Raw genomic sequence first — 22922 nt, 5'->3', positions numbered from 1 at the left:
TGATGACAAGGCCCGGCCACAGCCCATTTTTCTGGATTCCCGCCCTCGTTGCCTCCGCATGGTGGGTCGTGTGCGCCGGCGCATTCGGCTTCCTGACCTGGTTCGGCCTCGTCCCGACCGCCTTCGTGAAGCACCTCCTTCCTGAGACGGTTCCGAGCAACGTCTGGTTCTGGTCCTGGCCGTGGGTCGGCCTGGCACCGCTCGCCTCAGCGGCGGGCGTCTTCGTGGTCTACCTGGTCCTGGCGCGCCTGATCGTGGACAGGACGGACGGATCCCGCGCCGCCCGGTTCTTCGCCCTCTGGTTCGTGGCCGTGCTGACCGGCTTCCTTGCCACCCTCCCGTGGGTGATCAGCGCGATCATCTCCGCATTCCCGCCGTCGCGCGCGGCGTTCGTGCTCGATCCGGCCGGCGAGTCCATGCTCCTCAGCGGATACTGGGGGATCGCCTGGGGCTGGTTGCCGGCCCTGCTCGCCCTGCGCCGGGTCCGGGTGCCCGCCTCCGCAACCGGGTCGACCGCGGATGCCGCCCTTGCGCCCGTCGCGACCGGCCCCTTTCGCAGGCACCCGCTCGCCGTTCTCGGTGGCAGCATGGTCGCCGTCCTGGTCCTCTCCGGCCTCGGGGCGGGATTCGGAAGCCGCGCCGAGCGACTCCACGCCGCGGCGGAGAACGCCCTCGCCGACGGCAACACCCTCGGCGCCGTCCCCGATCCGGATGTCCAGGTCACGCCCCCGCCGACCGTTGCTCCCGACGCGGCGGTGGCTCCCGTCGGATGGTGCACGAAGGAGGACACGGCGGTGCTGCTCGGGGATCCCGATGCCGCGACCGGACACCGCACCGTGTCGATCCAGGCCATGAACTTCAGCGACGTCCCGTGCACGCTCAACGGCTACCCCGATCTCGCCTTCGCGGACCAGGCCGGCTCCTACCTCGCCGTCACGCTCGTGCACGGCGGCTCCTTCATGACCACCGACGACGGCCCCCATCCCATCGAAGTCCCGGCCGGCGGATTCGCCATCACCCGACTCGGCTGGGATGCCATGGCGACCGCAGACGTGCCCGTGACCTACACGCTGTACGCGGCCCTGTATCCCGGGCTCGATCGGGGCTCCTGGCCGAGCACCCTCGACATCGTCGCCGGCGGAGAGGTCTCCGTCACGGCGTGGTCCCTCACCGGGGCATCGGACTGAGCCGGCGCGAACCGGGGGCCGGCAACGAAGATGTAGCTTTTCCTTGACACGAAGTATGATTTTCTTTACATTGAGTCATGTCAGCTTTACTTCGCACCGATTCACGGCCCTCAAGGAGTCCGATGTCAGCCCTGGAAAAGCGAGCCTGGATCAGGCTCGGCACCGCGATCGCCGCGTACGCGACCTATCTCGGCTTCATCCTGATCCGGGAGGACGGCATCCCTCTCCCTGAGGTGCCCTACGTGCCTGCGCTGCTCTGGACCATCGGCGGCGCCATCGTCGTGTCGATCGTGCTCGACATCCTGGTCTCGATCCTGTCGCCGCGGGACGCCGGGCAGGCTGACCAGCGCGACCGCGAGATCGCCAGGTTCGGCGACGCCGTCGGCCAGTCGTTCGTCGTGATCGGCGGCGTCGCCGCCCTCCTGATGGCCCTGCTGCAACTGCCGTACTTCTGGATCGCCAACGCGGTGTACCTCGCGTTCGTGCTCTCGGCGGTCCTCGGCGGAATCGCGCGGCTCGTCGCCTACCGGAGGGGCCTGCCCCAATGGTGAGGCCGGCGAAGTCAGCGACCTCCGCGAAGCCGACCCGGGTCACCAACGACATGAGGCGGCTCCGCTTCGCCCACGGCGAGATGACCCAGGCCGATCTCGCCGACCGCACCGGCGTGACCCGCCAGACCATCATCGCCATCGAACAGGGCCGTTATTCGCCGTCGCTCGAGCTGGCGTTCCTGATCGCCCACGCCTTCGGCGTCCCGCTCGACGACGTGTTCCAGTACCCGACGCCATCCCTCACCCCGCCCCTCACCCCGTCAGGAGAAGAATCATGAAGGCCCTCGTCCAGAATCAGTACGGTTCCGCAGACGTCCTCCACCTCGAGGACATCGACGAGCCGGAGGTCGGAGCCGACGAGGTGCTCGTCCGGGTCCAGGCCGCCGGGATCGACGCCGGCGTCTGGCATCTGATGGCCGGGCGTCCCTACCTGCTCCGGCTGTTCGGTTTCGGGCTCCGGGCCCCGAAGCTCCGGGTGCGCGGGCGGGATGTCTCGGGAACGGTCGCGGCCGTCGGGGCCGGCGTGACCCGGTTCCGGGTCGGCGACGAGGTGTTCGGCACCTCGCTCACCGGATCGTTCGCCGAGTACACCCGGGTCCCGGCCGACCGGCTCGCCCCGAAACCGGCGAACCTCGGGTTCGTGGAGGCCGCCGCCGTTCCCGTCTCGGCGTGCGCCGCCCTGCACGCCCTCCGCGACGCCGGGAAGGTCGAGGCGGGCCAGAGGGTCCTCGTGATCGGCGCCGGCGGCGGCGTCGGAACCTTCGCCGTCCAGCTCGCCACGGCGCTCGGCGCGACGGTGACCGGGGTCTGCAGCACCGGCAAGGTCGACCTCGTCCGGTCCCTCGGAGCCGCACAGGTGATCGACTACACCCGCGAGGACTTCGCGGACGGAAGGAACACCTGGGACCTGATCCTCGACATTGCCGGAAATCCCACCCTGTCCCGGCTCCGCCGGGCGCTCACCCCGACCGGCACCCTCGTCATCGTCGGCGGAGAGGGCGGTGGCGCCGTGTTCGGCGGGATCGACCGCCAGCTGCGTGCCCTCCTGCTGTCCGGCTTCGTGAAGCAGACCCTGCGCGGGGTCGTCTCCGCCGAGGGCGCCGACGACCTCGAGACCCTCGGGAAACTGCTCGAGGCCGGCACCATCCGGCCCGTGATCGACCGGACGTTTCCCCTCGCGGATGCGGCAGACGGCATCCGCTACCAGCACGCCGGACAAGCCAGGGGGAAGGTCGTCGTCACCGTTCCGTGAGACCCCGGACAGGGGGAGTCGTAGGCTGGGCGGGTACCCAACGAAATGGATATCCCCCTGTTATGAGCATTTGGCGCACCAAAAGCATTGAGGCCTCGATGGCCGACTCCCTCGAAAAGGGCCACAATCTCAAGCGCACCCTCGGCACCTGGGACCTCATGGTCATGGGTGTCGCCGTTGCCGTCGGCGCCGGGATCTTCTCGGTCGGAGCAAAGGCGGCCGGCAGCTACGCTGGCCCGTCGGTGACGCTCGCGTTCCTGCTCGCCGCCCTCACCTGCGCCCTCGCGATCATGTGTTACGCGGAGTTCGCGTCGGCGGTGCCGGTCGCCGGCTCGGCGTACACCTTCACCTATGCGACCCTCGGCGAGCTCCTGGCCTGGATCATCGGCTGGGACCTGATCCTCGAGATGCTCACCGCGGCCGCCGTGATCGCCAAGTACTGGGGCATCTACCTCTCGAGCGTCTTCGAACTCCTGCACTGGAACGTGCCGGCGACCATCAACATTCTCGGCCTCGACGTGAGCTGGGGCGCCTTCGTCATCGTCGCGATCTTCACGACTCTCCTCGTGCTCGGCACCAAGCTCTCCGCGCGGGTCGCGAGCGTCTTCACGATCCTCAAGGTCGCGATCGTGCTCTTCGTCATCGTCGCCGGCGCCTTCTTCATCAACCCGGCGAACTACTCGCCGTTCATCCCCGCCGCTATCCCGACGACGGGTGGAGACGGCGACGTCTGGATGCAGTCCCTCTTCTCCTTCATGACCGGTGCGCACCCGGCCCAGTACGGCCTCTTCGGCCTGCTCGCGGGCGCCTCCCTCGTCTTCTTCGCGTTCATCGGCTTCGACGTCGTCGCCACGAGCGCCGAGGAAGTCAAGAACCCGCAGAAGACCCTGCCGCGCGGGATCTTCGCAGGGCTCGCGATCGTGACCGTGCTCTACCTCGGCGTCAGCCTCGTACTGACCGGGATGGTGCCGTACACGGTGCTCGCGCAGGACCCGAACGCCTCCCTCGCAACGGCCTTCGTCGCCGTCGGAGCCGGCTGGGCCGCCGAGGTCATCTCGGTCGGCATCCTGATCGGCCTGACGACCGTGATCATGGTGCTGCTCCTCGGGCTGTCCCGGGTGCTCTTCGCCATGAGCCGTGACGGCCTGCTGCCCCGCGGCCTCAGCGTCACCTCGGCGAAGCGCGGCACGCCGGCGCGGGTGCAGATCATTGCGGGCACGGCGGTCGCGCTGATCGCCGGCCTCACCAACGTGGGCGTCCTCGAGGAAATGATCAACATCGGAACGCTCTCGGCGTTCGTGCTCGTCAGCATCGCCGTGATCGTGCTGCGGAAGAAGCGGCCGGACCTCAAGCGCGCCTTCAAGGTGCCCTTCTCCCCGTACCTGCCGATCCTCTCGGCCGTGCTGTGCTTCTGGCTGATGCTGAACCTCACGACCCTGACCTGGGTGCGCTTCGCGGTGTGGCTCCTGATCGGCCTCGCCGTGTACTTCGCCTACGGGCGCCGCCACTCCGTGGTCGGCATCGAGGCCAAGCGCGTGTTCGACGAGACTGTCCGCACCGAGGCCGTCCGCGAGGAGAACTCGCTCCGCGACTGACCCCTCCCGCGACGAACCCTTTCCGCCAATCCGTTCCGCGAGAGTACGAATTCGGCCCTTTCCGTGTGGCTGAAGGGGCCATTTTCGTACTCTCGCGGGCCGGGCGGGGGCAAGACGCCTAGGGGAGGCGGTAGAGGGTGGCCTCCCAGGGGCGGAGGGTTGCCGACTCCTGCTCCGGGTAGTTGCCGAGGACGCGGGTGGCCGTCGCGAGTAGAGCGGCGACCGAGGCGGGCAGCGGCGCGGCGAGGGGGGCATCCGCTGCGTTGGCCAAGACGAGGAGCGTCTCACCGGCCAGCGAGCGGGTGAAGGCATAGAGCTGCCCGTGATCGGGCTCGAGCAGCCCGAAGTCGCCGAGGGCGACGACCGGGTTCTCATGCCGGAGCCGGATCAGTTCCTGGTAGAACCGGAACACGCTCCTCTCGCCCGAACGGTCGGCGGCGACGTTGATCCCGGTGTGGTTCGGGTTGACCGCGAGCCACGGCGTTCCCGTGCTGAAGCCCGCGTTCGGCGACGCATCCCACTGCATGGGCGTTCGGGCGTTGTCGCGGCCCATCGCGTGCACCCCGGCGAGAACGCCTGAAGGTGACCGGTCGAACTCCTCGACGGCCTCACGGTAGTGGTTGAGCGTTTCGATGTCGCGGTAGTCGGCGATGGAGTCGAACCGCACGTTCGTCATCCCGATCTCCTCACCCTGGTAGATGTACGGGGTACCGCGCTGCAGGTGCAGCACGAGCGCCCAGAGGGTGGCGGACTCGTAGCGGTACTCGGCGTCGTTGCCGAACCGGGACACCAGACGGGGCTGGTCGTGGTTGTTCAGGTAGAGGCTGTTCCAGCCGGTCTCCGCGAGGTCGGTCTGCCAGTGCGCGAGGTTCCGCTTGAGCGCGGGCAGGTCAAGGGGGAGGGCGTCGAACTTGTTCGCGCCCTGGTCGAGGGAGACGTGCTCGAACTGGAAGATCATGTCGACCTCGTGCCGGGCAGGGTCGGTGAACAGCACGGCGTCCGCCGTGGTCACCCCCGGCATCTCGCCGACCGTGAGGTGCTCACCGGGGCGCCCGGCGAACACGGCCGCGTGCATCTCCTGCAGATAGTCGTGGATCTGCGGGCCCATCGGGCAGGAGGCGTCCCGCGACGGGGCGGGCCCGTCGACGAGCTCGACCCGCTTGGCGATGAAGTTGATCACGTCCATCCGGAAGCCGTCGACGCCGCGGTCGAGCCACCGGTTCATCATCGCGTAGACGGCCTGCCGCACCTCGGGGTTCTCCCAGTTGAGGTCGGGCTGCTGCACCGCGAACAGGTGCAGGTAGTACTCGCCGGTCGCCTCGTCGAGGGTCCAGGCCGGGCCGCTGAAGAAGCTGCCCCACGCGTTCGGCGGACCGTTCGAGGCGTTCGGCTCGCGCCACCAGTACCAGTCCCTCTTCGGGTTGGTCAGGCTGCTCTTCGACTCGAGGAACCAGGGGTGCTCATCGCTCGTGTGGTTGACCACGAGATCCATCACGATCCTGATCCCTCGCTCGTGGGCCTCGGCGACGAGCAGGTCGAACTGGGCGAGGTCACCGAAGACGGAGTCGATGTCCTCGTAGTCCTTGATGTCGTAGCCGTTGTCGTGCTGCGGAGACGGGTACACCGGGGACAGCCAGAGGGCATCCGCCCCGAGCTCTGCGAGGTAGTCGAGCTTGCCGCGGATGCCGGCGAGGTCACCGATCCCGTCACCGTCGGCATCCGCGAAGCTGCGCGGATAGACCTGGTACACGACACCCGAGGTCCACCAGGGGGCTCCGGGGCCGGCAATCGAATCGGTCACGGGTGTGGGGCTCGTCACGACTGGATCCTTTCCTCGCGCCGGGTGACCGGCGCTGGGGTCGAGCCTAGACCGCGCGGCTGGGGAGGACGAGGATGGCGGCGGCGAACGGCTGATTTGAACATCCACGGAAACGCACGCGATAATTGGACCGCGGAACGGGACGATATTCCCTCCCGTGGACCCGAAGGTAGGCCAGTTGAGCGAGACCCCGCGGCCGACGACGGATGCCCGCCGCACCTTCTTCGCCGCCCGCCCGGCCCCCGTCGCCACGGTCGACCTCAGCGTCAGCATCGGCGGCCTGCGGCTCAGGAACCCGATGATGCCCGCCTCCGGGTGTTTCGGACCCGCCCTCGGCCGGCTCATCCCCGTCGACGAGCTCGGCGCCGTCGTGACCAAGACCGTCTTCGGCGTGCCGCGCGGCGGCAACCCGGCGCACCGGCTCACCGAGATCCGGGCCGGCATGGTCAACAGCGTCGGCATCCCGAGCCGCGGCGCCGCCGGCTACCTCGCCGAACTGCACCCGCGCTACGCCGCCCTCGGCCCGCCCGTGATCATCAGCGTCGGCGCGCACCGGCCTGCCGGGTACGCCCCCGTCGTGCACGACCTCGGCACGGCAGGCGACGCCTTCGAGCTCAACGTCTCGTGCCCCAACCTCGACCGCGACGGCACCGACATCGGCTCGGACCCGGACGCCATCGAGAGCGCGGTCGCCGCGGTGCGGCTCGAGACCGACAAGCCGATCATCGTCAAGCTCCCTGTCCTCGCCTCCTCGATCGCCGAGTGCGCCCAGGCGGCCCAGGCAGCAGGCGCAGACGCCGTCTGCGTCGCCAACTCGATCCCCGCCTTGCCGCTCGAGGCGTACACCCGCGCCCCCGCGATCGGCAACGTCATCGGCGGCCTCTCCGGGCCGTCGATCCGGCCGATCGTGCTCCGGCTGGTCTGGCTCGCCGCCCGCTCCGTCGACATCCCGGTGATCGCCTGCGGCGGCATCGAGACCGCGGACGACGCCCTCGACTACTTCTCGGTCGGTGCGTCCGCCGTGCAGGTCGGCACCGCCAGTTTCGCCCGCCCGTTCGCGATGGTCGAGATCGTGCGCACCCTGCAGCAGCGCTGCGCGGACGACCGGGTCACCGGCATCCGCGATCTCATCGACCTCTGGAGAGCCCAATGAGCCCGATGAAGACCCCGCCGACCGCTGCGGAGACCCGGGCGGCGCTCGCCAGGCAGGCCGCCTTCGCCGCAGCGGATGCCGCAGCCCTCGACGGCCTGTTGTCCGTGCGCCCCGCAGAGGCCGGGCCGCGCCCCGAGCCGGTCTGGGACGACGCGACGGTTGTCAATCACGAGGTCGTGCGCGAGCGCTACCACCGGCTCACCCTGTCCTGCGGCACGATCGCGGCAACCGCGCTCGCCGGGCAGTTCCTGATGATCACGGTCCCGCCGCACGGTGGAGAGCGGATCCTGCTGCCACGCCCGATGGCGATCCACCGCCGGAACCCCGAGCGAGGCACGATCGAGGTCATCTACGGCGTCGCCGGCCGCGGCACGACCGCACTCGCCGCGGTCAACCCGGGGCAGCGGCTGCTCGTGACCGGGCCGCTCGGCCGCGGCTTCGAGTTCCCGTCCGGAACCCGCCGGGCGCTGATGATCGGCCGCGGCGTCGGCGTGTGCGCCGTGATGGGTTCGGTCGAGGATGCGGCGGCCCGCGGCATCGAGGCGACGCTCGTCGCGAGCGGACGCACCAGGGGGAGCCTCATCGGCTCCGCCGAATGCGCCGAACTCGGTGCGCGCTTCATCCCGGTCACCGACGCGGAGGGCACCGCCGACCTTCCCGCACTCGGGGCTCTCCTGCGCCGCGAGTTCGCCGCCGGTCCGCCCGACGTCGTCTTCGTCTGCGGCGCCGGCGTGCTCACCCGGCTCGCCGCAGAACTCGGCGCCGAATGGGGCGTGCCCGTGCAGGCCTCCCTCGAGGCGCACATGGCGTGCGGGCTCGGCTACTGCCACGGATGCGCGGCCCCCGTCCGCACGGATCCCGCGGTCGAGGGTCCCCTCGTCTGCGTCGACGGCCCGGTCTTCGACGCCGCCGTTTAAGCGCAGATCCGGAGCAAGAGCGCTCTGTTAGACTTGGCGAGGCCAATCTATGGATTGTCCGCACGCCTTGCGCGCCATACGGGTGCGCAAGTCTTCATCGCCGGAATGGCGAGAAGCAAACACAAAAGGAGAGAACCCCCATATGGAGGGTCCAGAAATCACGTTCGCCGAAACCGTTATTGACAACGGCAAGTACGGCACTCGCACGATCCGCTTCGAGACCGGCCGTCTCGCCCAGCAGGCGCAGGGCTCTGCCGCCGCATACATCGACGAAGAGACGATGCTGCTGTCCGCCACGAGCGCGAGCAAGCAGCCCAAGGAAAACTTCGACTTCTTCCCGCTGACCATCGATGTCGAGGAGCGTATGTACGCTGCCGGCCGCATCCCGGGCAGCTTCTTCCGTCGCGAAGGTCGCCCGTCGACCGAGGCGATCCTCACCTGCCGCCTGATCGACCGGCCGCTGCGCCCGTCGTTCGTCGACGGACTCCGCAACGAGATCCAGGTCGTCGTCACCGTCCTCGCCATCGCGCCGGACGAGTACTACGACGTGCTGGCGATCAACGCCGCGTCGATGTCGACCCAGATCGCCGGCCTGCCGTTCTCCGGCCCGATCGGTGGCGTCCGCGTCGCCCTCATCCCCGACCAGAACGGCTCCGGCCAGTGGGTCGCGTTCCCGAAGCACTCGCAGGTTGAAGAGGCCGTGTTCAGCATGGTCGTCGCCGGCCGCGTCGTGACGGATGCCGATGGCAGCGAAGACGTCGCGATCATGATGATCGAGGCCGAAGCCACCGACAACGCCTGGACCTTGATCCAGGGCGGCGCCATCAAGCCGAACGAAGAGGTCATCGCCGAGGGCATCGAAGCCTCGAAGCCCTTCATCAAGCAGCTCATCGAGGCGCAGCAGAAGGTCGCAGCCGCGGCCGCGAAGCCGACAGGCAACTACCCGGTGTTCCCGCCGTACGTGCCCGCCACCTACGACGCCGTTGCCGCGCTCGCCTATGACGAGCTGAAGAACGTCTACCAGATCGCCGACAAGGTCGACCGTCAGAACGCTGACGACGCCCTCAAGGCGAGCGTCAAGACGGCGATCGCCGCGAAGATCGAAGCCGGCGAGCTCGACGCGAGCGCAGCAGGCCAGGTTTCCGCCGCGTACAAGTCGGTCACCAAGCTCGTCGTGCGCTCCCGCGTGCTCAACGAGGGCATCCGCATCGACGGCCGTGGGCTTGCGGACATCCGCCCGCTCGACGCCGAGGTCGCGATCATCCCCCGCGTGCACGGTTCGGCGATCTTCCAGCGCGGCGAGACCCAGATCCTGGGTGTCACGACGCTGAACATGCTCAAGCTCGAGCAGACGATCGACTCCCTGAGCCCGGTCACCAAGAAGCGCTACATGCACAACTACAACTTCCCGCCGTACTCCACCGGTGAAACCGGCCGGGTCGGCACGCCGAAGCGTCGCGAGATCGGCCACGGAGCGCTCGCTGAGCGTGCCCTGGTCCCCGTGCTGCCGTCGCGCGAGGAGTTCCCGTACGCCATCCGTCAGGTCTCCGAGGCGCTGAGCTCCAACGGCTCGACCTCGATGGGTTCCGTCTGTGCGTCCACCCTGTCCCTGCTCAACGCCGGTGTGCCGCTGCGCGCCCCGGTCGCGGGCATCGCGATGGGCCTCATCTCCGACACCGTTGACGGGAAGACCCGCTACGCGGCCCTGACCGACATCCTCGGTGCGGAAGACGCCCTCGGCGACATGGACTTCAAGGTCGCAGGCACGAGCGAGTTCGTCACCGCGATCCAGCTCGACACCAAGCTCGACGGCATCCCCGCCTCTGTGCTCGCCGGTGCGCTCACGCAGGCCAAGGATGCTCGTACGACCATCCTCGCCGTGCTGAACGCCGCCATCGACAAGCCCGACGAGATGGCACCGACCGCGCCCCGCGTGATCAGCGTCCAGATCCCCGTCGACAAGATCGGCGAGCTGATCGGCCCGAAGGGCAAGACGATCAACGCGATCCAGGACGAGACCGGCGCAGACATCTCGATCGAGGAAGACGGCACCGTGTACATCGGCGCCGTGGACGGCCCCTCGGCGGAGGCCGCCCGTGCCCAGGTCAACGCGATCGCGAACCCGACCAACCCGGAGGTCGGCGAGCAGTTCCTCGGAACCGTCGTGAAGATCGCCGCGTTCGGCGCCTTCGTCTCGCTCCTCCCCGGCAAGGACGGCCTGCTGCACATCAGCGAGGTCCGCAAGCTCGCCGGTGGCAAGCGCGTCGAGAACGTCGAAGACGTGCTCGGAGTCGGCCAGAAGGTCCTCGTCGAGATCACCAAGATCGACGACCGTGGCAAGCTGTCGCTCGCCCCGGTCCTCGAAGACGAGTCGGCGTCCGCCGAATCCGTCGTCGAGGTCGCATCGGTGTCCACCGAGGCGTAGTCTTAGGGTTCTGCCGACAACCTCTCGCCAGGTTAGTCGGTTAGACGGAAGGCCCGTTCTGCTTCGGCAGGGCGGGCCTTTTCCGTGCCCAGCCCCACCTATTTGAGAACATTATAAATTGGCGATATAATCAAACGGTGCCGATGACCGGATTGCCCATGGCCCAGCTCAAGGCCGAATTGTTCAAGTCGCTGGGGCATCCGCTGCGCGTGCAAGTGCTCGAACAGCTCGTCGGCGGCGAACGCTCGGTCGGCAGCCTCGCGGAGGTGCTCGGCTCCGAGCTCTCCAACCTCTCCCAGCAACTCGGTGTGCTGCGCCGCGCCGGCGTGGTCGTCACCCGCCGTGAGGGCAACACCATCTTCTACGCGGTCCGTGACGCCGGCGTCGCCGAACTGCTCACCGTTGCGAAGCGGATGCTGGTCGCGAGTCTCGAAGACTCCCACGCGCTCCTCCGCACGATCGAGCAGGACGAGCGCTAGCGGCATCCGCTTCGCGACGGCGGGCGGGTATCAGAGGTCGTTGCCTGCGTAGGACTGGTTGAAGCTCTTGTTGACGAGCGGGAAGTCGGGCACGATCGTGTCCGCGAGCGCGACGGGCAGCGCCGGCCAGTTGAAGAACGAGGGGTCGACGATCTTGACCCGGCTGAGCACACCGCCGGCTCCGAGCTCGACCCGGTGGCAGATGCTTCCGCGCCAGCCCTCGACGAAGGCCAGCCCGGTGCCGGGCCCGGCCGGGTCGACCGTGGTGCCGCTGCCGAGGTGCTCTCCGAGGCGCGCCACGAGGTCGATGACCACGGCCATCGAGACCGCGAATTCGCCCGCGCGCACCCGGTACCGGGCGAGCACGTCCCCGCCGGTCTCGGTGACGACGTGGAACGCCGGGCCGAGGTCGACGAACGGGTGGTCCCTGCGGGAGTCCGCGTCGATCCCCGACGCCCTCGCGACGTAACCGAGGGTGCCGATCGCGCGGGCCTGGGCGCCGGACAGCGGCGCCGTTCCGGTGAACCGGTCGCGCACGATCGCGTGGCCGAGGGTGATCGCGATGATCTCCTGCATGTCTGCGGCCACGCCGCGGAGCACCTCGGGGTCCGGCAGGCTGAGCACCCGGGCGCCGCCGATCCGCACGCCGCCGCGCAGGAAGCGCTGGCCCGTGACGGTCTTGTTGAGGCGCAGGAGCGTCTCACGCAGCCGCTGGGTGTGCGAGTGCACGATCCCGAAGCCGACGTCGTTCGCGAGCGAGCCGAGGTCGGAGACGTGGTTGTAGATCCGCTCGAGTTCGAGCAGGAGGGCGCGCAGCAGCCGGTCGGTCTCGCGGACCTCGATGCCCGCAGCGGCCTCGACGGCCATGCAGTACGCGAGGGAGTGCCCGACGACGGTGTCCCCGGTGACCTGCTCGGCGAGCTCGAGGCCATCGGCCGGCCTGCGGCCCTCGAAGAGCCGCTCGACGCCGCGGTGCATGTACCACTGGCGGGCCTCCATGCGCACGATCGTCTCGCCGACGACGGAGAACCGGAAGTGGCCGGGGTCGATGATCCCGGCGTGGATCGGGCCGACGGCGATCTCGTAGACGCCGGGTCCCTCGACCTCGACGAAGGGGAAGGACTCGACGTCCGGCTCGAACCGGGGGGTCACCCGCGCGCCGCGGCGCATCGGGTACCAGCCGCGCGGCCAGTGCCCGTGCCGCACGAGCCGGTACGGCTGCGGGTGGTCGGCCGGGCGTACGCCGTACAGGTCCCGCATCCCGCGCTCGAAGTTGCCGGCCGGGTAGGACAGGTCGGCGATGCTCGGCACCCAGGCGTCGGTGTACGGCACCGGAACGACGAGGTCGACCTGCCGGCGGGGAAAGACGCCCGCGAACGAGTAGACGACGCGCAGGGCGTCTCCGTCGTCATGGCAGGCGATCATCGCGAGCCGGTTGCCGCTGTCCAGCAGGGCGGATGCCTCCTGCCGCAGCCGGTCGCGGACGAGCACCCGGATCTCGGGCCGGGCCGGGGCCGCCGGCATGACCGGAGCGTGGGGGACCGGTGCGTGGGGGATCGGTGGGCCGGGCGTCGCCGAATTCAGGTCAGGCGTGTCGCGGTTGGTCATCAGTGGGCTCCTCCCAGTACGGCGGCGGCGCGCACGAGCAGCACGCCGACCGGGTTCGCGATGAAGGGAACGACGGCGCAGGTGGCGAGGGCGAGCACGAGGGGGAGCAGCGGGCCGTGGGTCGAGCGGTCCGGCGCGACGACGACGTCGACGACGGTCACGGCGACGGTGTCGGGGAACGGAGCGGCCACGCGGATGTTGGAGGTCATCGGGAACGGTTCAGGACCGTTCCCGCCGTCAGCGACGTGAGCGACACCGTTCACGACTCCGGCACCGTCGATCCCGGCCTCCGCCTCGCGGCGGGACAGGACCGTGGCTTCGCGGTCCGCGTCCGATTCGTCCCCCGGCGCGGTCGCGCGCGGGGTCACCTGCTTCGGCAGGATCGGCGGGGTGTGGTCGAGGGCGTCGTGCGGGGAACCGATGGTGAGCGCGACGGTGAGCCGGGTGAGGCTCGCGAAGATCACGAGTAGGAGGACGAGGGCGATGCCGACGACGACGCCCATGCCTGCGGACCAGCCGGCGAGGATGATGCCCACCTCGGAGAAGAAGATGCTGAAGGGGGGAAATCCGACGAGCGCCGCCATCGCGACGAGCCACGGGATCGCCAGCCCTGGGCGGCGCACGAGCAGCGCCCGGACGTTGGCGATCGTCGGTGTGCCCTCGACCTCGAGGATCCGGCCGGAGACGACGAAGAGCGTCGCCTTCACGAGTCCGTGGCCGAGCATGTAGAGCAGCACGGCCGGCAGGGCGGCGGCGCCGACCGCGGCGCCGATCGCCATCAGGCCCATGTGCTCGATGCTCGAGTATGCGAGCATCCGCTTGAAGTCGCGCTGGCTGATCAGCAGGGCGGCGGCGACGAACAGGGAGAGCAGGCCGGCCACGCTCAGCATCGCCCGGAGGAAGTCCGGGCCGATCACGGCGTCCGTGATGGTCTGCACCCGCAGGATCGCGTACAGGGCGACCGCGAGCAGAACGCCGCTCATCAGGCCGGACACCGGCGCGGGCGCCTGGCTGTGGGCATCCGGTAGCCAGCTGTGCATCGGTGCGAGGCCGGCCTTGGTCGCGAAGCCGAGCACAGCGAGGGCGCCGCCGGCACGGACGAGTGCGGGGTCGAGGGGCAGGCCCGGCTGACTGAGCACGAGCCAGGACAGCGTCGCCTCGCCGGTGGCGCGGGAGGCTGCGTAGATCAGCAGGATGCCGAGCAGGGCGATCGCGACGCCGACGGAGCCGAGGATCACGTACTTCCAGGAGGCCTCGAGGGACTTGCCGGTGCGGTGCGCGCCGACCAGGAACGCGGTGGTGATCGTCGTCGCCTCGATCGAGGCCCACATCAGGCCGATGTTGTCTGCGACGACGGCGAGTGACATGGCGGCGAGGAACACCGAGATCAGGCCGTCGTAGGAGCCCGCCCAGCGCGCGGGAGTCTGGGAGTGGCCGCCGCCGCCGAGTCCGCCCCAGGTCGAGACGAGGCCGATGGCTCCGACGACCGTGAGCAGGTAGGCCGAGAGGGCGTCGGCGCGGAGCACGCCGCCGAGCGTCGGCACCTGGTTGTGCAGCACGGCGACGATGAGGATCACCCCGGAGGCGAGCACGGACACGCTCGAGGCGATCGGACCGAGCCGGCGCAGCCGCGGGGACGGCACCGTGAGGCTCAGGAGCGCGAAGAGCACCGGGAGGGCGAGCGGGGTCCAGAGGGCGAAGGACAGGGACGGGGCCATCAGTCATGCAACTTTCTCAGCTGGTCGATGTCCGTATTGCCGAACTTGTTGTGCATCCGCCCCGCGAAGACGTAGAGGATCATCACGACGAGGAGCACGTCGAGGGAGATGCCGAGCTCGAGCACGAGCGGGACGCCGCCGCTCGTCAGGAAGGCGACGGTCGCGATGCCGTTGTCGAGTACGAGGAAGCCGATCAGCTGCGACCGCGCCTGCCTGCGGGTGACGAGCAGCAGGAAGCCGATCAGCACCATCGCGAGCCCGATCGGCGCGGCGTGCGCGGACACGCTCGTGTCCCTGGCCAGCACCCGGCTCGAGACCACGTAGGCGAGGATCGTGAGCAGGGCGACGGTCAGGAGCGAGGCCGTCGGGTTCAGGCGCGGGGCCTCATCCGTTCGGGTCGTCGCCTTCGACTCGTGGGCGAGCACCCACGGCAGGCCGAGGCCCTTGACGAGCAGCACGAGCACGGCGACGAGGATGACCTCGAGCTCGCCCTTCTGCACGCCGATCACGGCGACGAGCGCGGCGAGGGCGAGGCCCTGTACGGCGAGCAGGCGGATCGAGGCGAGCATCGAGTGCCGCCAGACCATCAGCGCGCTCGTGAGCAGCAGCGTGCCGGTGCAGAGGCCGATGAGTTGCGGGTAGGTGGTTTCGAACACGGATGCTCCTAAGCGACCAGGTAGGAGGCGGTGACGGCGAGCAGGGCGAGGGCGAACGACCCCGCGAGCAGCTCGGGCACGCTGAACAGGCGCGCCTTGGCGAGGAAGACCTCGCCGACGCTCAGCGCGGTGCCCAGGGCGAGCACCTTGGCGGCGACTGCGACGGCGCCGAGGAGGAGACCGGGCACGGTGAAGTCGGTGAGCACGCCCCACGGCACGATGAGGTTGCCGAGCAGGCCGAGCAGGGCGGCGAGCTTGAGCCAGGAGCCCAGTTCGAGCCAGGCCAGGTCGCGCCCGGAGCTTTCGAGCACCATGGCCTCGTGCAGCATCGTGAGTTCGAGGTGCGTCGAGGGGTTGTCGATGGGCAGCCGGCTCGTCTCGGCCATGATCGCGATCGCGAGGGCGACCATCGCGAGCAGGCTCACGGGGGAGATGATCACGGCGGGCGTCTGGAGCCGGGTCTGCACGATCAGCGACAGCGTCGAACTGCCCGCCGGGATCGAGAGGGCGTAGATCGAGAGCAGCAGGGTCGGCTCGACGAGGGCGGCGACCGTCATGTGCCTGCTCGAGCCCATCCCGCCGAATGCGGTGCCGCCGTCGAGCCCGACGAGGGCGAGCGCGACGACGCCGATCAGCATGACAGAGACGATCACGAAGAGGTCGCTCGGGATGAGAGGAAGCGCGAGGGTGCCGACGAGGGGGAGCAGCACGCAGAGCAGCAGGCTCGAGACGAGCAGCACGATCGGGCCGACCGACAGCATCCAGCTCGAGTCCGCCGCGTGCACAGGCTCCTTGGCGAGGAGCTTCCGCACGTCGCGCCAGGGCTGCCAGATTCCGGCTCCCGCGCGGCCCTCGAGCCGGGCGCGCACCTGGCGGATCACGCCGATCAGCAGCGGGGCCAGGAAGACGAAGAGCGCGAGTTGCAGCACGGCCATCAGGATGGGGGCCCCGATGCCGGCCCAGGTCAGCTCGACCGCGTGCGCCGCAGCGCCCGTGCCCACGCGCATCACAGCGACACCGCGATCAGCACGACGAGCAGGGCGGCGAACGAATAGCCGAGGTAGCGGTGGATGCTGCCGTCCTGTGCGCGCCGGGCGGCGAGGCCGAAGCGTTGGGCCGCGTTCAGGACCGGCCGGTAGAGCCGGGTCTCGATCACGTCGGAGACGGTCTGTTCGACGTGCACCTTCTCGACGAGGTACCTGGACTCGCCGACATGGGTGACCTCGACGTCGCGCGACGGACGCAGCACGTCGTCGAAGACCCGCACGAGTGGTTCGGCGTATGAGGTCGCGGTGTACTGCATCCGGGGCCGGAGCCTCGAGCCGCCACCGGCCCAGGGCAGCGGGTCCACCCGGGTGGGGTGGCGCCGGGCGCCGAGGGCGACGATGACGAGGATCGGCACGAGGACGAGTCCCGCGAGGATGACGAGGGTGCCCGGGTCGAGCACAGCGTCGATTCCGGAGAGGCTGACGCCGGCGAGGCCGACGGTGTGCACGTCGGGAACGATGACGGGGCCGACGGCCGCGGCGATGGCCGCGGCGAGCGGGCCGGGCATGAGCCCGAGGCCGACGACGGCGAGGGCGCCGAGCACGAGGGGGACGCGCATCACCCAGGGCACCTCGCGGGCGATGCTCGCCTTCCGGGAGCGCGGCCGGGCCAGGAATGCGATGCCGTATGCCTTGACGAAGGTCAGCAGTGCGAGTCCCGCGGTGAGGGCGAGCACGGCGACGGCGAGCGGCATCGCGATCGACGCGGCGACGGAGACGACCTCACCGTCGAGCCGGGCACCGTGGATCAGCGCCTGCAGCAGCATCCACTCGGCGACGAAGCCGCTCGTGATCGGGAGCGATGCCGCGCCGAGACTGGCGAGGCCGAACGTGCCTGCCGTCCACGGCATCCGTTTGCCCAGGCCGCCGAGGCGGTCGAGGTTGAGCTCGCCGGTCGCGTGCGCGACGGCGCCGGCACCGAGGAAAAGGGTCGTCTTGAAGGCGGCGTGGCTCACCATGAGCAGAAGGGCCGCGACGAGGGCGGCGTCTGCGGCGGCCGTCGCGTTGTAACTGCGCAGCAACACGGATGCCCCGAGGCCGAGGAAGACGAGCCCCATGTTCTCTGTGGTCGAGTAGGCCAGCAGCACCTTGAGGTCGCTCGCGACGGAGGCCTGCAGGATGCCGTACACGGCGGACACACCGCCGAGCACGAGGATGAGCACGCCCCACCACGGCGGACCGGAGGGCAGCAGGCGCACGCAGACGAGGAGCGCGCCGTAGACGCCGATCTTGACCATTGCGCCGCTCATCGCCGCGGCGACGTGGCTCGGCGCCTCGGGCAGCACCCGGGGAACCCAGACGTGCAGCGGGACGAGCTCCGCCTTGCCGCCGAAGCCGAGCAGGAGGAGGACGAACGCGAGGTTCGCCGGCCAGGAATCGGTCGGCACGGTCGCGAGCGTCTGGAAGCCGGTACCGCCGGTGGCGGCCACGAGCACGCCGAAGCCGGCGAGCACGAAGAAGAAGCTCAGCTGGGACATCGCCGAGTACCAGATCGCGGCGGAGTAGACGGTGCTCCGGCTCGCGTGGTCGGCGAGGAGGAGCACGGTGGAGCCGAGGGTCATGATCTCCCAGAGGAGCAGGAAGGACACGACGTCGGTCGCGGCGGGAACGAGCTGCATGCCGCCGAGGAAGACGGCCATGGCCGCCCAGGAAGTGCGTGAGGCCTCCGCGCCGCGGGCCGAGCCGATCCCGAAGAGGGAGACGAGGGCGCCGACCGCGGAGACGACGATCATGAAGAGGCCGCCGAGCCGGTCAGGGGAGAGCACGAGGGGATCGATCGGGAGAGCGAGCGGGATGGTCAGGGCGCCGTTCGCCCCGCCGAGCGCTGCGGCCCCCGTGACGATGCCGGCGACGCCGAGGAGGGCGCAGAGCGCGCCGGTCGCGCGGGACCGCCACGAGACGGGACTGAGCAGGCCGGTCGCAACGGCGGCGAGCGCGAGCAGGGCCTGGACGACGAGGCCGGACTGGACGGCGTTCATCGCCCGGTCATCCGTCGGAGGGCTTCGACGATGGCGGCAGGCTCCGGCGGAGTACCGGGGACAACGAGGTCGACGTGCACGAAGTCGGACACCGGGCCGGCGACACCGTAGCCGTCGGCGAAGACGCCACCGGTGATCGCGCAGTCGCCGACGGCGACGACGAAACGGGGGGTGGGGGTCGCGACGACCGTGCGCCGAAGCGGTTCGATCATGTTCCTGGTCACCGAACCGCAGATCAGCAGCACGTCAGCATGCCGAGGCGAGGCGACGAGCCGCACGCCGTAGCGCTCGACGTCGTAGACCGGGCCGAAGGCACTGGCGACTTCCTGGGCGCAGTCGTTGCAGCCGCCGGCATTGATGAAGCGCACCTGGATGCTGCCGCCGAAGATCCCGGCGCCGGGGAAGAGGGCGGGGGCCTGCGGGGCCGGCTCTGCGATCCGCCCGCTGCGACGGATGAGGGAGGTCAGTCTGGTGACGCTCACCGGGGGTCTACGCCACTAAACATCATTACTTCTTTATATACCTATATGATGAATTTATCAAATAGATTGTGGACACTGCGCGGTGCGGGGCGGTCGTTCCGTCGGACTCAGGCCTCGTCGTCGATATCGACGTCGGCGCGGTTCGCCGGGCCGCGCTCCCGGGTCACCCGGTCGAGCAACGGGGTGATCCGGTACGGGATCAGCTCGCCCATGGCGAGCGAGGTCTCCGTGCGATCGACGCCCTCGCACGCGAGGATCGTGCCGTCGATGCGGAACAGGTCGTCGGCATCCGTGCACACGACGAGGACGAGCAGGTCCGTCGACCCGCTCATTCCGTGGGCCTGAACGATCTCGGGGATCTGGTTGAGTTCTGCGACGATCTGGCTGAGCCTCTTCTGCTGCAGGTGCACCTGGATGAACGCCGTCAGGGGGTGGCCGAGGGCGATCGGATTGATCCGGCGATCGAAGGCCAGGAACGCGTTGGATTCTTCGAGCCGTGCCATCCGCGCCTGCACGGTGTTCCTGGACAATCCCAGCCGCTGGGCGAGGGCCACGAAGGTGCTGCGCGGCTCTACGCAGAGGGCGCGGAGGAGTTGGAGGTCGACCCTGTCCAGACTGTGCATAACGCATGAGATTAGCACGCAGGAGGCCCGCAGAATAGGGCAAAGTGATTAGTGTTACGCCCCGCGAGGGCGCATCCGTGAAGGACGCGTCGGGAGGGTCACGCGGCGGTCCGCCGCGCTTCCCGCCGCCTTCGCAGGCCTCATTCTCTTGACCGCCGGCGGGCGCCGGAGCAGAGTGAGGTACATGAGCGCAACCGGTTCGATCCAGAGTCCCGTGCAGACCGGCCCCGTGCTCGCGGACGGCCCGTTCGTACACCTCGATGGAGCGTTGCACGCGAGCTACCGCACGAGCGATTTCGCCTCGGCGGTGCGCTTCCTCGACCGCGTCGCCGAGGCGGCGGATGCCGCAGGCCACCATCCCGACGTCGAACTCGGCTACGGGACGGTCGCCTTCCGGCTCCGCTCGCATGATCTCGGCGGCGTGACCGAACGCGACCTCCGGCTCGCCCTGCAGATCCAGGCGCTCGCGAATGAGCTCGGTGCGGAAGGCAGGGCCGTGACGCCCGCCCGGTACGACGTTGCGATCGACTGCACGGACGCCGACTCGATCCGGCCGTTCTGGCGCGTCGGCCTCGGTTATGTCGAGCTGCCGGCCGACGGCGACGGCGACGTGGAACTCGTCGACCCGCGGGGTCATGGGCCGAGGGTCTGGTTCCAGCACATGGAGATTGCCCGCACCGACCGGAATCGTATCCATCTGGACGTCTACGTGCCGGGTGACGACGCCGAGGAACGCGTCAGCGCGATCGTCGAGGCCGGCGGCACGCTGCTCACCGACGAGCACGCCCCCGAGTGGTGGGTGCTCGCCGACGTCGAGGGCAACGAGCTCTGCGTCTGCACCTCGAGCTACTGAACTCGGGTCAGGCGGCGGCGGAGGCGAGCGTCTTCTCGATCGCGCCGACGAGCTCTGGTGACTCGGGTTCGACGGTCGAGGCGAAGCGGTCCACGATCTGGCCCTCTGCGTTCACGAGGAACTTCTCGAAATTCCACTTGACGAGGCCGGGCAGCAGGCCGGACTTGAACCTGGTGAGCTGGGCGTAGAGCGGATGCTGGTGCTTGCCCCGGACATCCACCTTCTCGGTTATCGGGAAGGTGACACCGTAGTTCAGCTGGCAGAACGCCTCGATGTCGGCGGACTCCCCGGGCTCCTGGCCCATGAACTGGTTGCACGGCAGGCCGAGGACGACGAGGCCGTCGTCCTTGAAGCGCTCGTAGAGGGCCTCGAGGCCCGCGTACTGGGGCGTGAAGCCGCACTTGGATGCGACATTGACCACGAGAACGGTCTTGCCGCGGTAGTCGGCGAATGTCGTCTCCGTGCCGTCGATGAGGGTGAGCGGGGCGTCGTACAGGGGGGAAGAAGAAGGCATAATCGCAGGCTATTAGCGAAGTCTCCGAGTCGGCTGGGGACGGCGGGAGAACCGCCGGGGGAGCTGGCGGCCCGCATGCGGTAGAATTGGGCGTTGACAGCGCGATTCAACGGCCATCCACAGCTGCGCTTTCACGCTCTGCGGTTCCACACACCCGGATGGCTTTCCACGGCTTCGCCCAGTCGAATGAGGCTCACGGCCTCGCGACCTGACGCGCGCATCACCTTCTGATTTGCATAACCCCGTCACCACGGCTGCCGGATAGACCCGGCGCCGGCTATGAGACCGGTTGCCCTGTGCGCGGTTTCGCCAAGAAATGAGTTTATTTAATTGACTAAGCACGAACTCGACCTGAACAGCCCGCCGTCCCTCATCAAGCGGGGACTGCGCATCGTCCCCCTCGGCGGCCTCGGCGAGATCGGTCGCAACATGACCGTCTTCGAACACAAGGGCAAGCTGCTCATCGTGGACTGCGGGGTGCTGTTCCCCGAGGAGACCCAGCCCGGCGTCAACGTGATCCTGCCCGACTTCTCCTACATCCGCGGCCGGATGCAGGACGTCGTCGCCGTGGTGCTGACCCACGGCCACGAGGACCACATCGGCGGCGTTCCGTACCTCCTCCGCGAGCGCGCGGACATCCCCGTCGTCGGCAGCGAGCTCACCCTCGCCTTCGTGAGCGCCAAGCTCGAAGAACACCGGATCACCCCCAAGCTCCAGCAGGTCAAGGAAGGCCAGCGTCGCAGCTTCGGCCCGTTCGACCTCGAATTCCTCGCGGTGAACCACTCCATCCCCGACGGACTCGCCGTCGCCATTCGCACCGAAGCCGGCCTCGTGCTCGCGACCGGTGACTTCAAGATGGACCAGTTCCCGCTCGACAACCGCCTCACCGACCTCCCCGGCTTCGCCCGTCTCGGTGAAGAGGGCGTCGACCTCTTCATGACGGACTCGACCAACGCCGAGGTTCCCGGCTTCACGATGACCGAGGAAGACATCCGCCCGGCCATCGACTCGGTGTTCCGCACTGCGCCGCGCCGTATCATCGTGTCGAGCTTCGCGAGCCACGTGCACCGCATCCAGCAGGTCATCGACGCGTCGGCCAGGCACAACCGCAAGGTCGCCTTCGTCGGCCGCTCGATGGTGCGCAACATGGCCATCGCGGAGAAGCTCGGCTTCCTGCACGTGCCGAAGGGCCTCATCGTCGACGTCAAGGCGCTCGAGCGGATGAAGGACAGCCAGGTCACGATGATCTGCACCGGGTCGCAGGGCGAGCCGATGGCAGCCCTCTCCCGGATGGCGAACCGCGAACACACGATCAAGATCGGCGAGGGCGACACCGTCCTCCTCGCGAGCTCGCTCATTCCCGGCAACGAGAACTCGATCTACCGGGTCATCAACGGCCTCACCCGCTGGGGCGCCAATGTCGTGCACAAGGGCAACGCCAAGGTGCACGTCTCCGGCCACGCGAGCGCCGGCGAGCTCGTCTACTGCTACAACCTCGTCAAGCCCAAGAACGTCATGCCGATCCACGGCGAATGGCGCCACCTCAAGGCCAACGCCGAGCTCGCGATCCGCACGGGTGTCCCCGAGGCGCAGGTGCTCGTCGTCGAAGACGGCGTGGTCGTCGACCTCGTCGACGGCGTCGCCAAGATCGTCGGCCGCGTTCCGGCCGAGATCGTCCTCGTCGATGGCATGACCGTCGGCGGTGTCGCCTCCGAGGAGGCCCTCGCCGACCGCGTGCAGCTCTCCAACGACGGCGCGGTCACGATCCTCGGCATCCTCGACACCCGCACCGGCGCGCTCGTCGAACCGGTCGAGTTCATCGCCCGCGGCTTCGTGCAGGACAACGCCTGGATCCAGGGCGCGACGAAGTCCATCGACGACGCTCTCCGCGCGGCGAACAAGGTCAAGATCGTCGACGGGCCCGAGCTCGAAGAGATCTTCACCCAGAGTGTGACACGGTGGATGCAGCGCAAGTACCGCCGCATCCCGGTGATCACCTCCGTCGTCGTCGACGCCTAGCAGCCACTCGAAGGCGGATGCCGGTGGACCCGCGGGTCCGGCGGCA

20 protein-coding genes are annotated in these 22922 nt (G+C 69.1%); 11 read left to right on the top strand and 9 right to left on the bottom strand.

Annotation, left to right across the window (positions count from 1 at the left end; all coding sequences use genetic code 11):
* Positions 1–2: 2 nt before the first annotated feature.
* From E3O39_RS19245 to E3O39_RS01125, 5 genes are all read left to right on the top strand, one after another.
* The gene (locus E3O39_RS19245; RefSeq protein WP_241984932.1) at positions 3–1187 is read left to right on the top strand and encodes a DUF4232 domain-containing protein; all 1185 of its coding nucleotides are present in this window, start codon (positions 3–5) and stop codon (positions 1185–1187) included.
* A 122-nt stretch (positions 1188–1309) separates the two neighbouring features.
* Positions 1310–1738 (top strand): hypothetical protein, encoded by a 429-nt coding sequence (locus E3O39_RS01140; RefSeq protein ID WP_134449597.1) that lies wholly within the window; start codon positions 1310–1312, stop codon positions 1736–1738.
* A complete protein-coding gene (locus tag E3O39_RS01135; protein WP_134449598.1) occupies positions 1732–2016 on the top strand; it encodes a helix-turn-helix transcriptional regulator in 285 nt (94 codons plus the stop codon). The genes E3O39_RS01140 and E3O39_RS01135 overlap by 7 nt, the downstream gene beginning before the upstream one ends.
* Complete coding sequence (locus E3O39_RS01130) at positions 2013–2990, top strand: NAD(P)-dependent alcohol dehydrogenase (RefSeq protein WP_134449599.1); 978 nt, start codon at positions 2013–2015, stop codon at positions 2988–2990. The genes E3O39_RS01135 and E3O39_RS01130 overlap by 4 nt, the downstream gene beginning before the upstream one ends.
* Positions 2991–3052: 62 nt before the next feature.
* Positions 3053–4585, top strand: a complete 1533-nt coding sequence (locus E3O39_RS01125) for an amino acid permease (RefSeq protein WP_134449600.1) — start codon at positions 3053–3055, stop codon at positions 4583–4585.
* 118 nt (positions 4586–4703) lie between these two features.
* Here the strand turns inward: E3O39_RS01125 and E3O39_RS01120 are convergent, their stop codons facing one another.
* Positions 4704–6404, bottom strand: a complete 1701-nt coding sequence (locus tag E3O39_RS01120; protein ID WP_304990098.1) for an alpha-glucosidase — start codon at positions 6402–6404, stop codon at positions 4704–4706.
* 157 nt (positions 6405–6561) lie between these two features.
* On the opposite strand from E3O39_RS01120, the gene E3O39_RS01115 reads away from it, so the two are divergent.
* The 4 genes from E3O39_RS01115 to E3O39_RS01100 all read left to right on the top strand — a co-directional run bounded on the left by E3O39_RS01115 (position 6562) and on the right by E3O39_RS01100 (position 11378).
* On the top strand, positions 6562–7557 hold the full coding sequence (locus E3O39_RS01115; protein ID WP_241984931.1) for a dihydroorotate dehydrogenase: 996 nt from the start codon (positions 6562–6564) through the stop codon (positions 7555–7557).
* Positions 7554–8474 (top strand): dihydroorotate oxidase electron transfer subunit, encoded by a 921-nt coding sequence (locus tag E3O39_RS01110; protein ID WP_198413342.1) that lies wholly within the window; start codon positions 7554–7556, stop codon positions 8472–8474. Before E3O39_RS01115 ends, E3O39_RS01110 begins: the two co-directional genes overlap by 4 nt.
* Before the next feature lie 142 nt (positions 8475–8616).
* The gene (locus E3O39_RS01105; protein WP_134449603.1) at positions 8617–10899 is read left to right on the top strand and encodes a polyribonucleotide nucleotidyltransferase; all 2283 of its coding nucleotides are present in this window, start codon (positions 8617–8619) and stop codon (positions 10897–10899) included.
* 143 nt (positions 10900–11042) lie between these two features.
* Positions 11043–11378: a helix-turn-helix transcriptional regulator gene (locus E3O39_RS01100; protein ID WP_134449604.1), complete on the top strand. Its 336-nt coding sequence runs from the start codon at positions 11043–11045 to the stop codon at positions 11376–11378.
* Between the two features lie 30 nt (positions 11379–11408).
* Here the strand turns inward: E3O39_RS01100 and E3O39_RS01095 are convergent, their stop codons facing one another.
* The 7 genes from E3O39_RS01095 to E3O39_RS01065 all read right to left on the bottom strand — a co-directional run bounded on the left by E3O39_RS01095 (position 11409) and on the right by E3O39_RS01065 (position 19490).
* Positions 11409–12986 (bottom strand): NADH-quinone oxidoreductase subunit C, encoded by a 1578-nt coding sequence (locus E3O39_RS01095; protein ID WP_198413341.1) that lies wholly within the window; start codon positions 12984–12986, stop codon positions 11409–11411.
* Positions 12986–14704: a proton-conducting transporter membrane subunit gene (locus E3O39_RS01090; protein ID WP_198413340.1), complete on the bottom strand. Its 1719-nt coding sequence runs from the start codon at positions 14702–14704 to the stop codon at positions 12986–12988. Before E3O39_RS01090 ends, E3O39_RS01095 begins: the two co-directional genes overlap by 1 nt.
* Entirely contained in the window at positions 14704–15360 is a 657-nt protein-coding gene (locus tag E3O39_RS01085) for a hypothetical protein (RefSeq protein WP_134449605.1), read from the bottom strand. Before E3O39_RS01085 ends, E3O39_RS01090 begins: the two co-directional genes overlap by 1 nt.
* Before the next feature lie 8 nt (positions 15361–15368).
* Positions 15369–16367: a respiratory chain complex I subunit 1 family protein gene (locus E3O39_RS01080; RefSeq protein WP_134449606.1), complete on the bottom strand. Its 999-nt coding sequence runs from the start codon at positions 16365–16367 to the stop codon at positions 15369–15371.
* A complete protein-coding gene (locus E3O39_RS01075; RefSeq protein ID WP_134449607.1) occupies positions 16367–18385 on the bottom strand; it encodes a proton-conducting transporter membrane subunit in 2019 nt (672 codons plus the stop codon). The genes E3O39_RS01080 and E3O39_RS01075 overlap by 1 nt, the downstream gene beginning before the upstream one ends.
* Positions 18382–18867, bottom strand: a complete 486-nt coding sequence (locus E3O39_RS01070; RefSeq protein ID WP_134449608.1) for an NADH-quinone oxidoreductase subunit B family protein — start codon at positions 18865–18867, stop codon at positions 18382–18384. Before E3O39_RS01070 ends, E3O39_RS01075 begins: the two co-directional genes overlap by 4 nt.
* A gap of 107 nt (positions 18868–18974) precedes the next feature.
* Positions 18975–19490, bottom strand: a complete 516-nt coding sequence (locus E3O39_RS01065; RefSeq protein ID WP_134449609.1) for an Lrp/AsnC family transcriptional regulator — start codon at positions 19488–19490, stop codon at positions 18975–18977.
* Between the two features lie 184 nt (positions 19491–19674).
* Between E3O39_RS01065 and E3O39_RS01060 the strand changes: the two genes are divergently transcribed.
* On the top strand, positions 19675–20343 hold the full coding sequence (locus tag E3O39_RS01060; RefSeq protein ID WP_134449610.1) for a VOC family protein: 669 nt from the start codon (positions 19675–19677) through the stop codon (positions 20341–20343).
* Between the two features lie 7 nt (positions 20344–20350).
* Here the strand turns inward: E3O39_RS01060 and E3O39_RS01055 are convergent, their stop codons facing one another.
* Positions 20351–20857 carry a glutathione peroxidase gene (locus E3O39_RS01055; RefSeq protein WP_134449611.1) on the bottom strand — a complete coding sequence of 169 codons (507 nt, stop codon included), beginning with the start codon at positions 20855–20857 and terminating at the stop codon, positions 20351–20353.
* A 330-nt stretch (positions 20858–21187) separates the two neighbouring features.
* Between E3O39_RS01055 and E3O39_RS01050 the strand changes: the two genes are divergently transcribed.
* Entirely contained in the window at positions 21188–22876 is a 1689-nt protein-coding gene (locus E3O39_RS01050) for a ribonuclease J (protein ID WP_255454135.1), read from the top strand.
* Positions 22877–22922 lie beyond the last annotated feature (46 nt).

The sequence above is a fragment of the Cryobacterium sp. MDB2-A-1 genome (assembly GCF_004402675.1).
Taxonomy (GTDB): domain Bacteria; phylum Actinomycetota; class Actinomycetes; order Actinomycetales; family Microbacteriaceae; genus Cryobacterium; species Cryobacterium glucosi.
The sequence above is the reverse complement of the archived record's forward strand: the minus strand, read 5'-3'. Positions and strand labels throughout refer to the sequence as shown.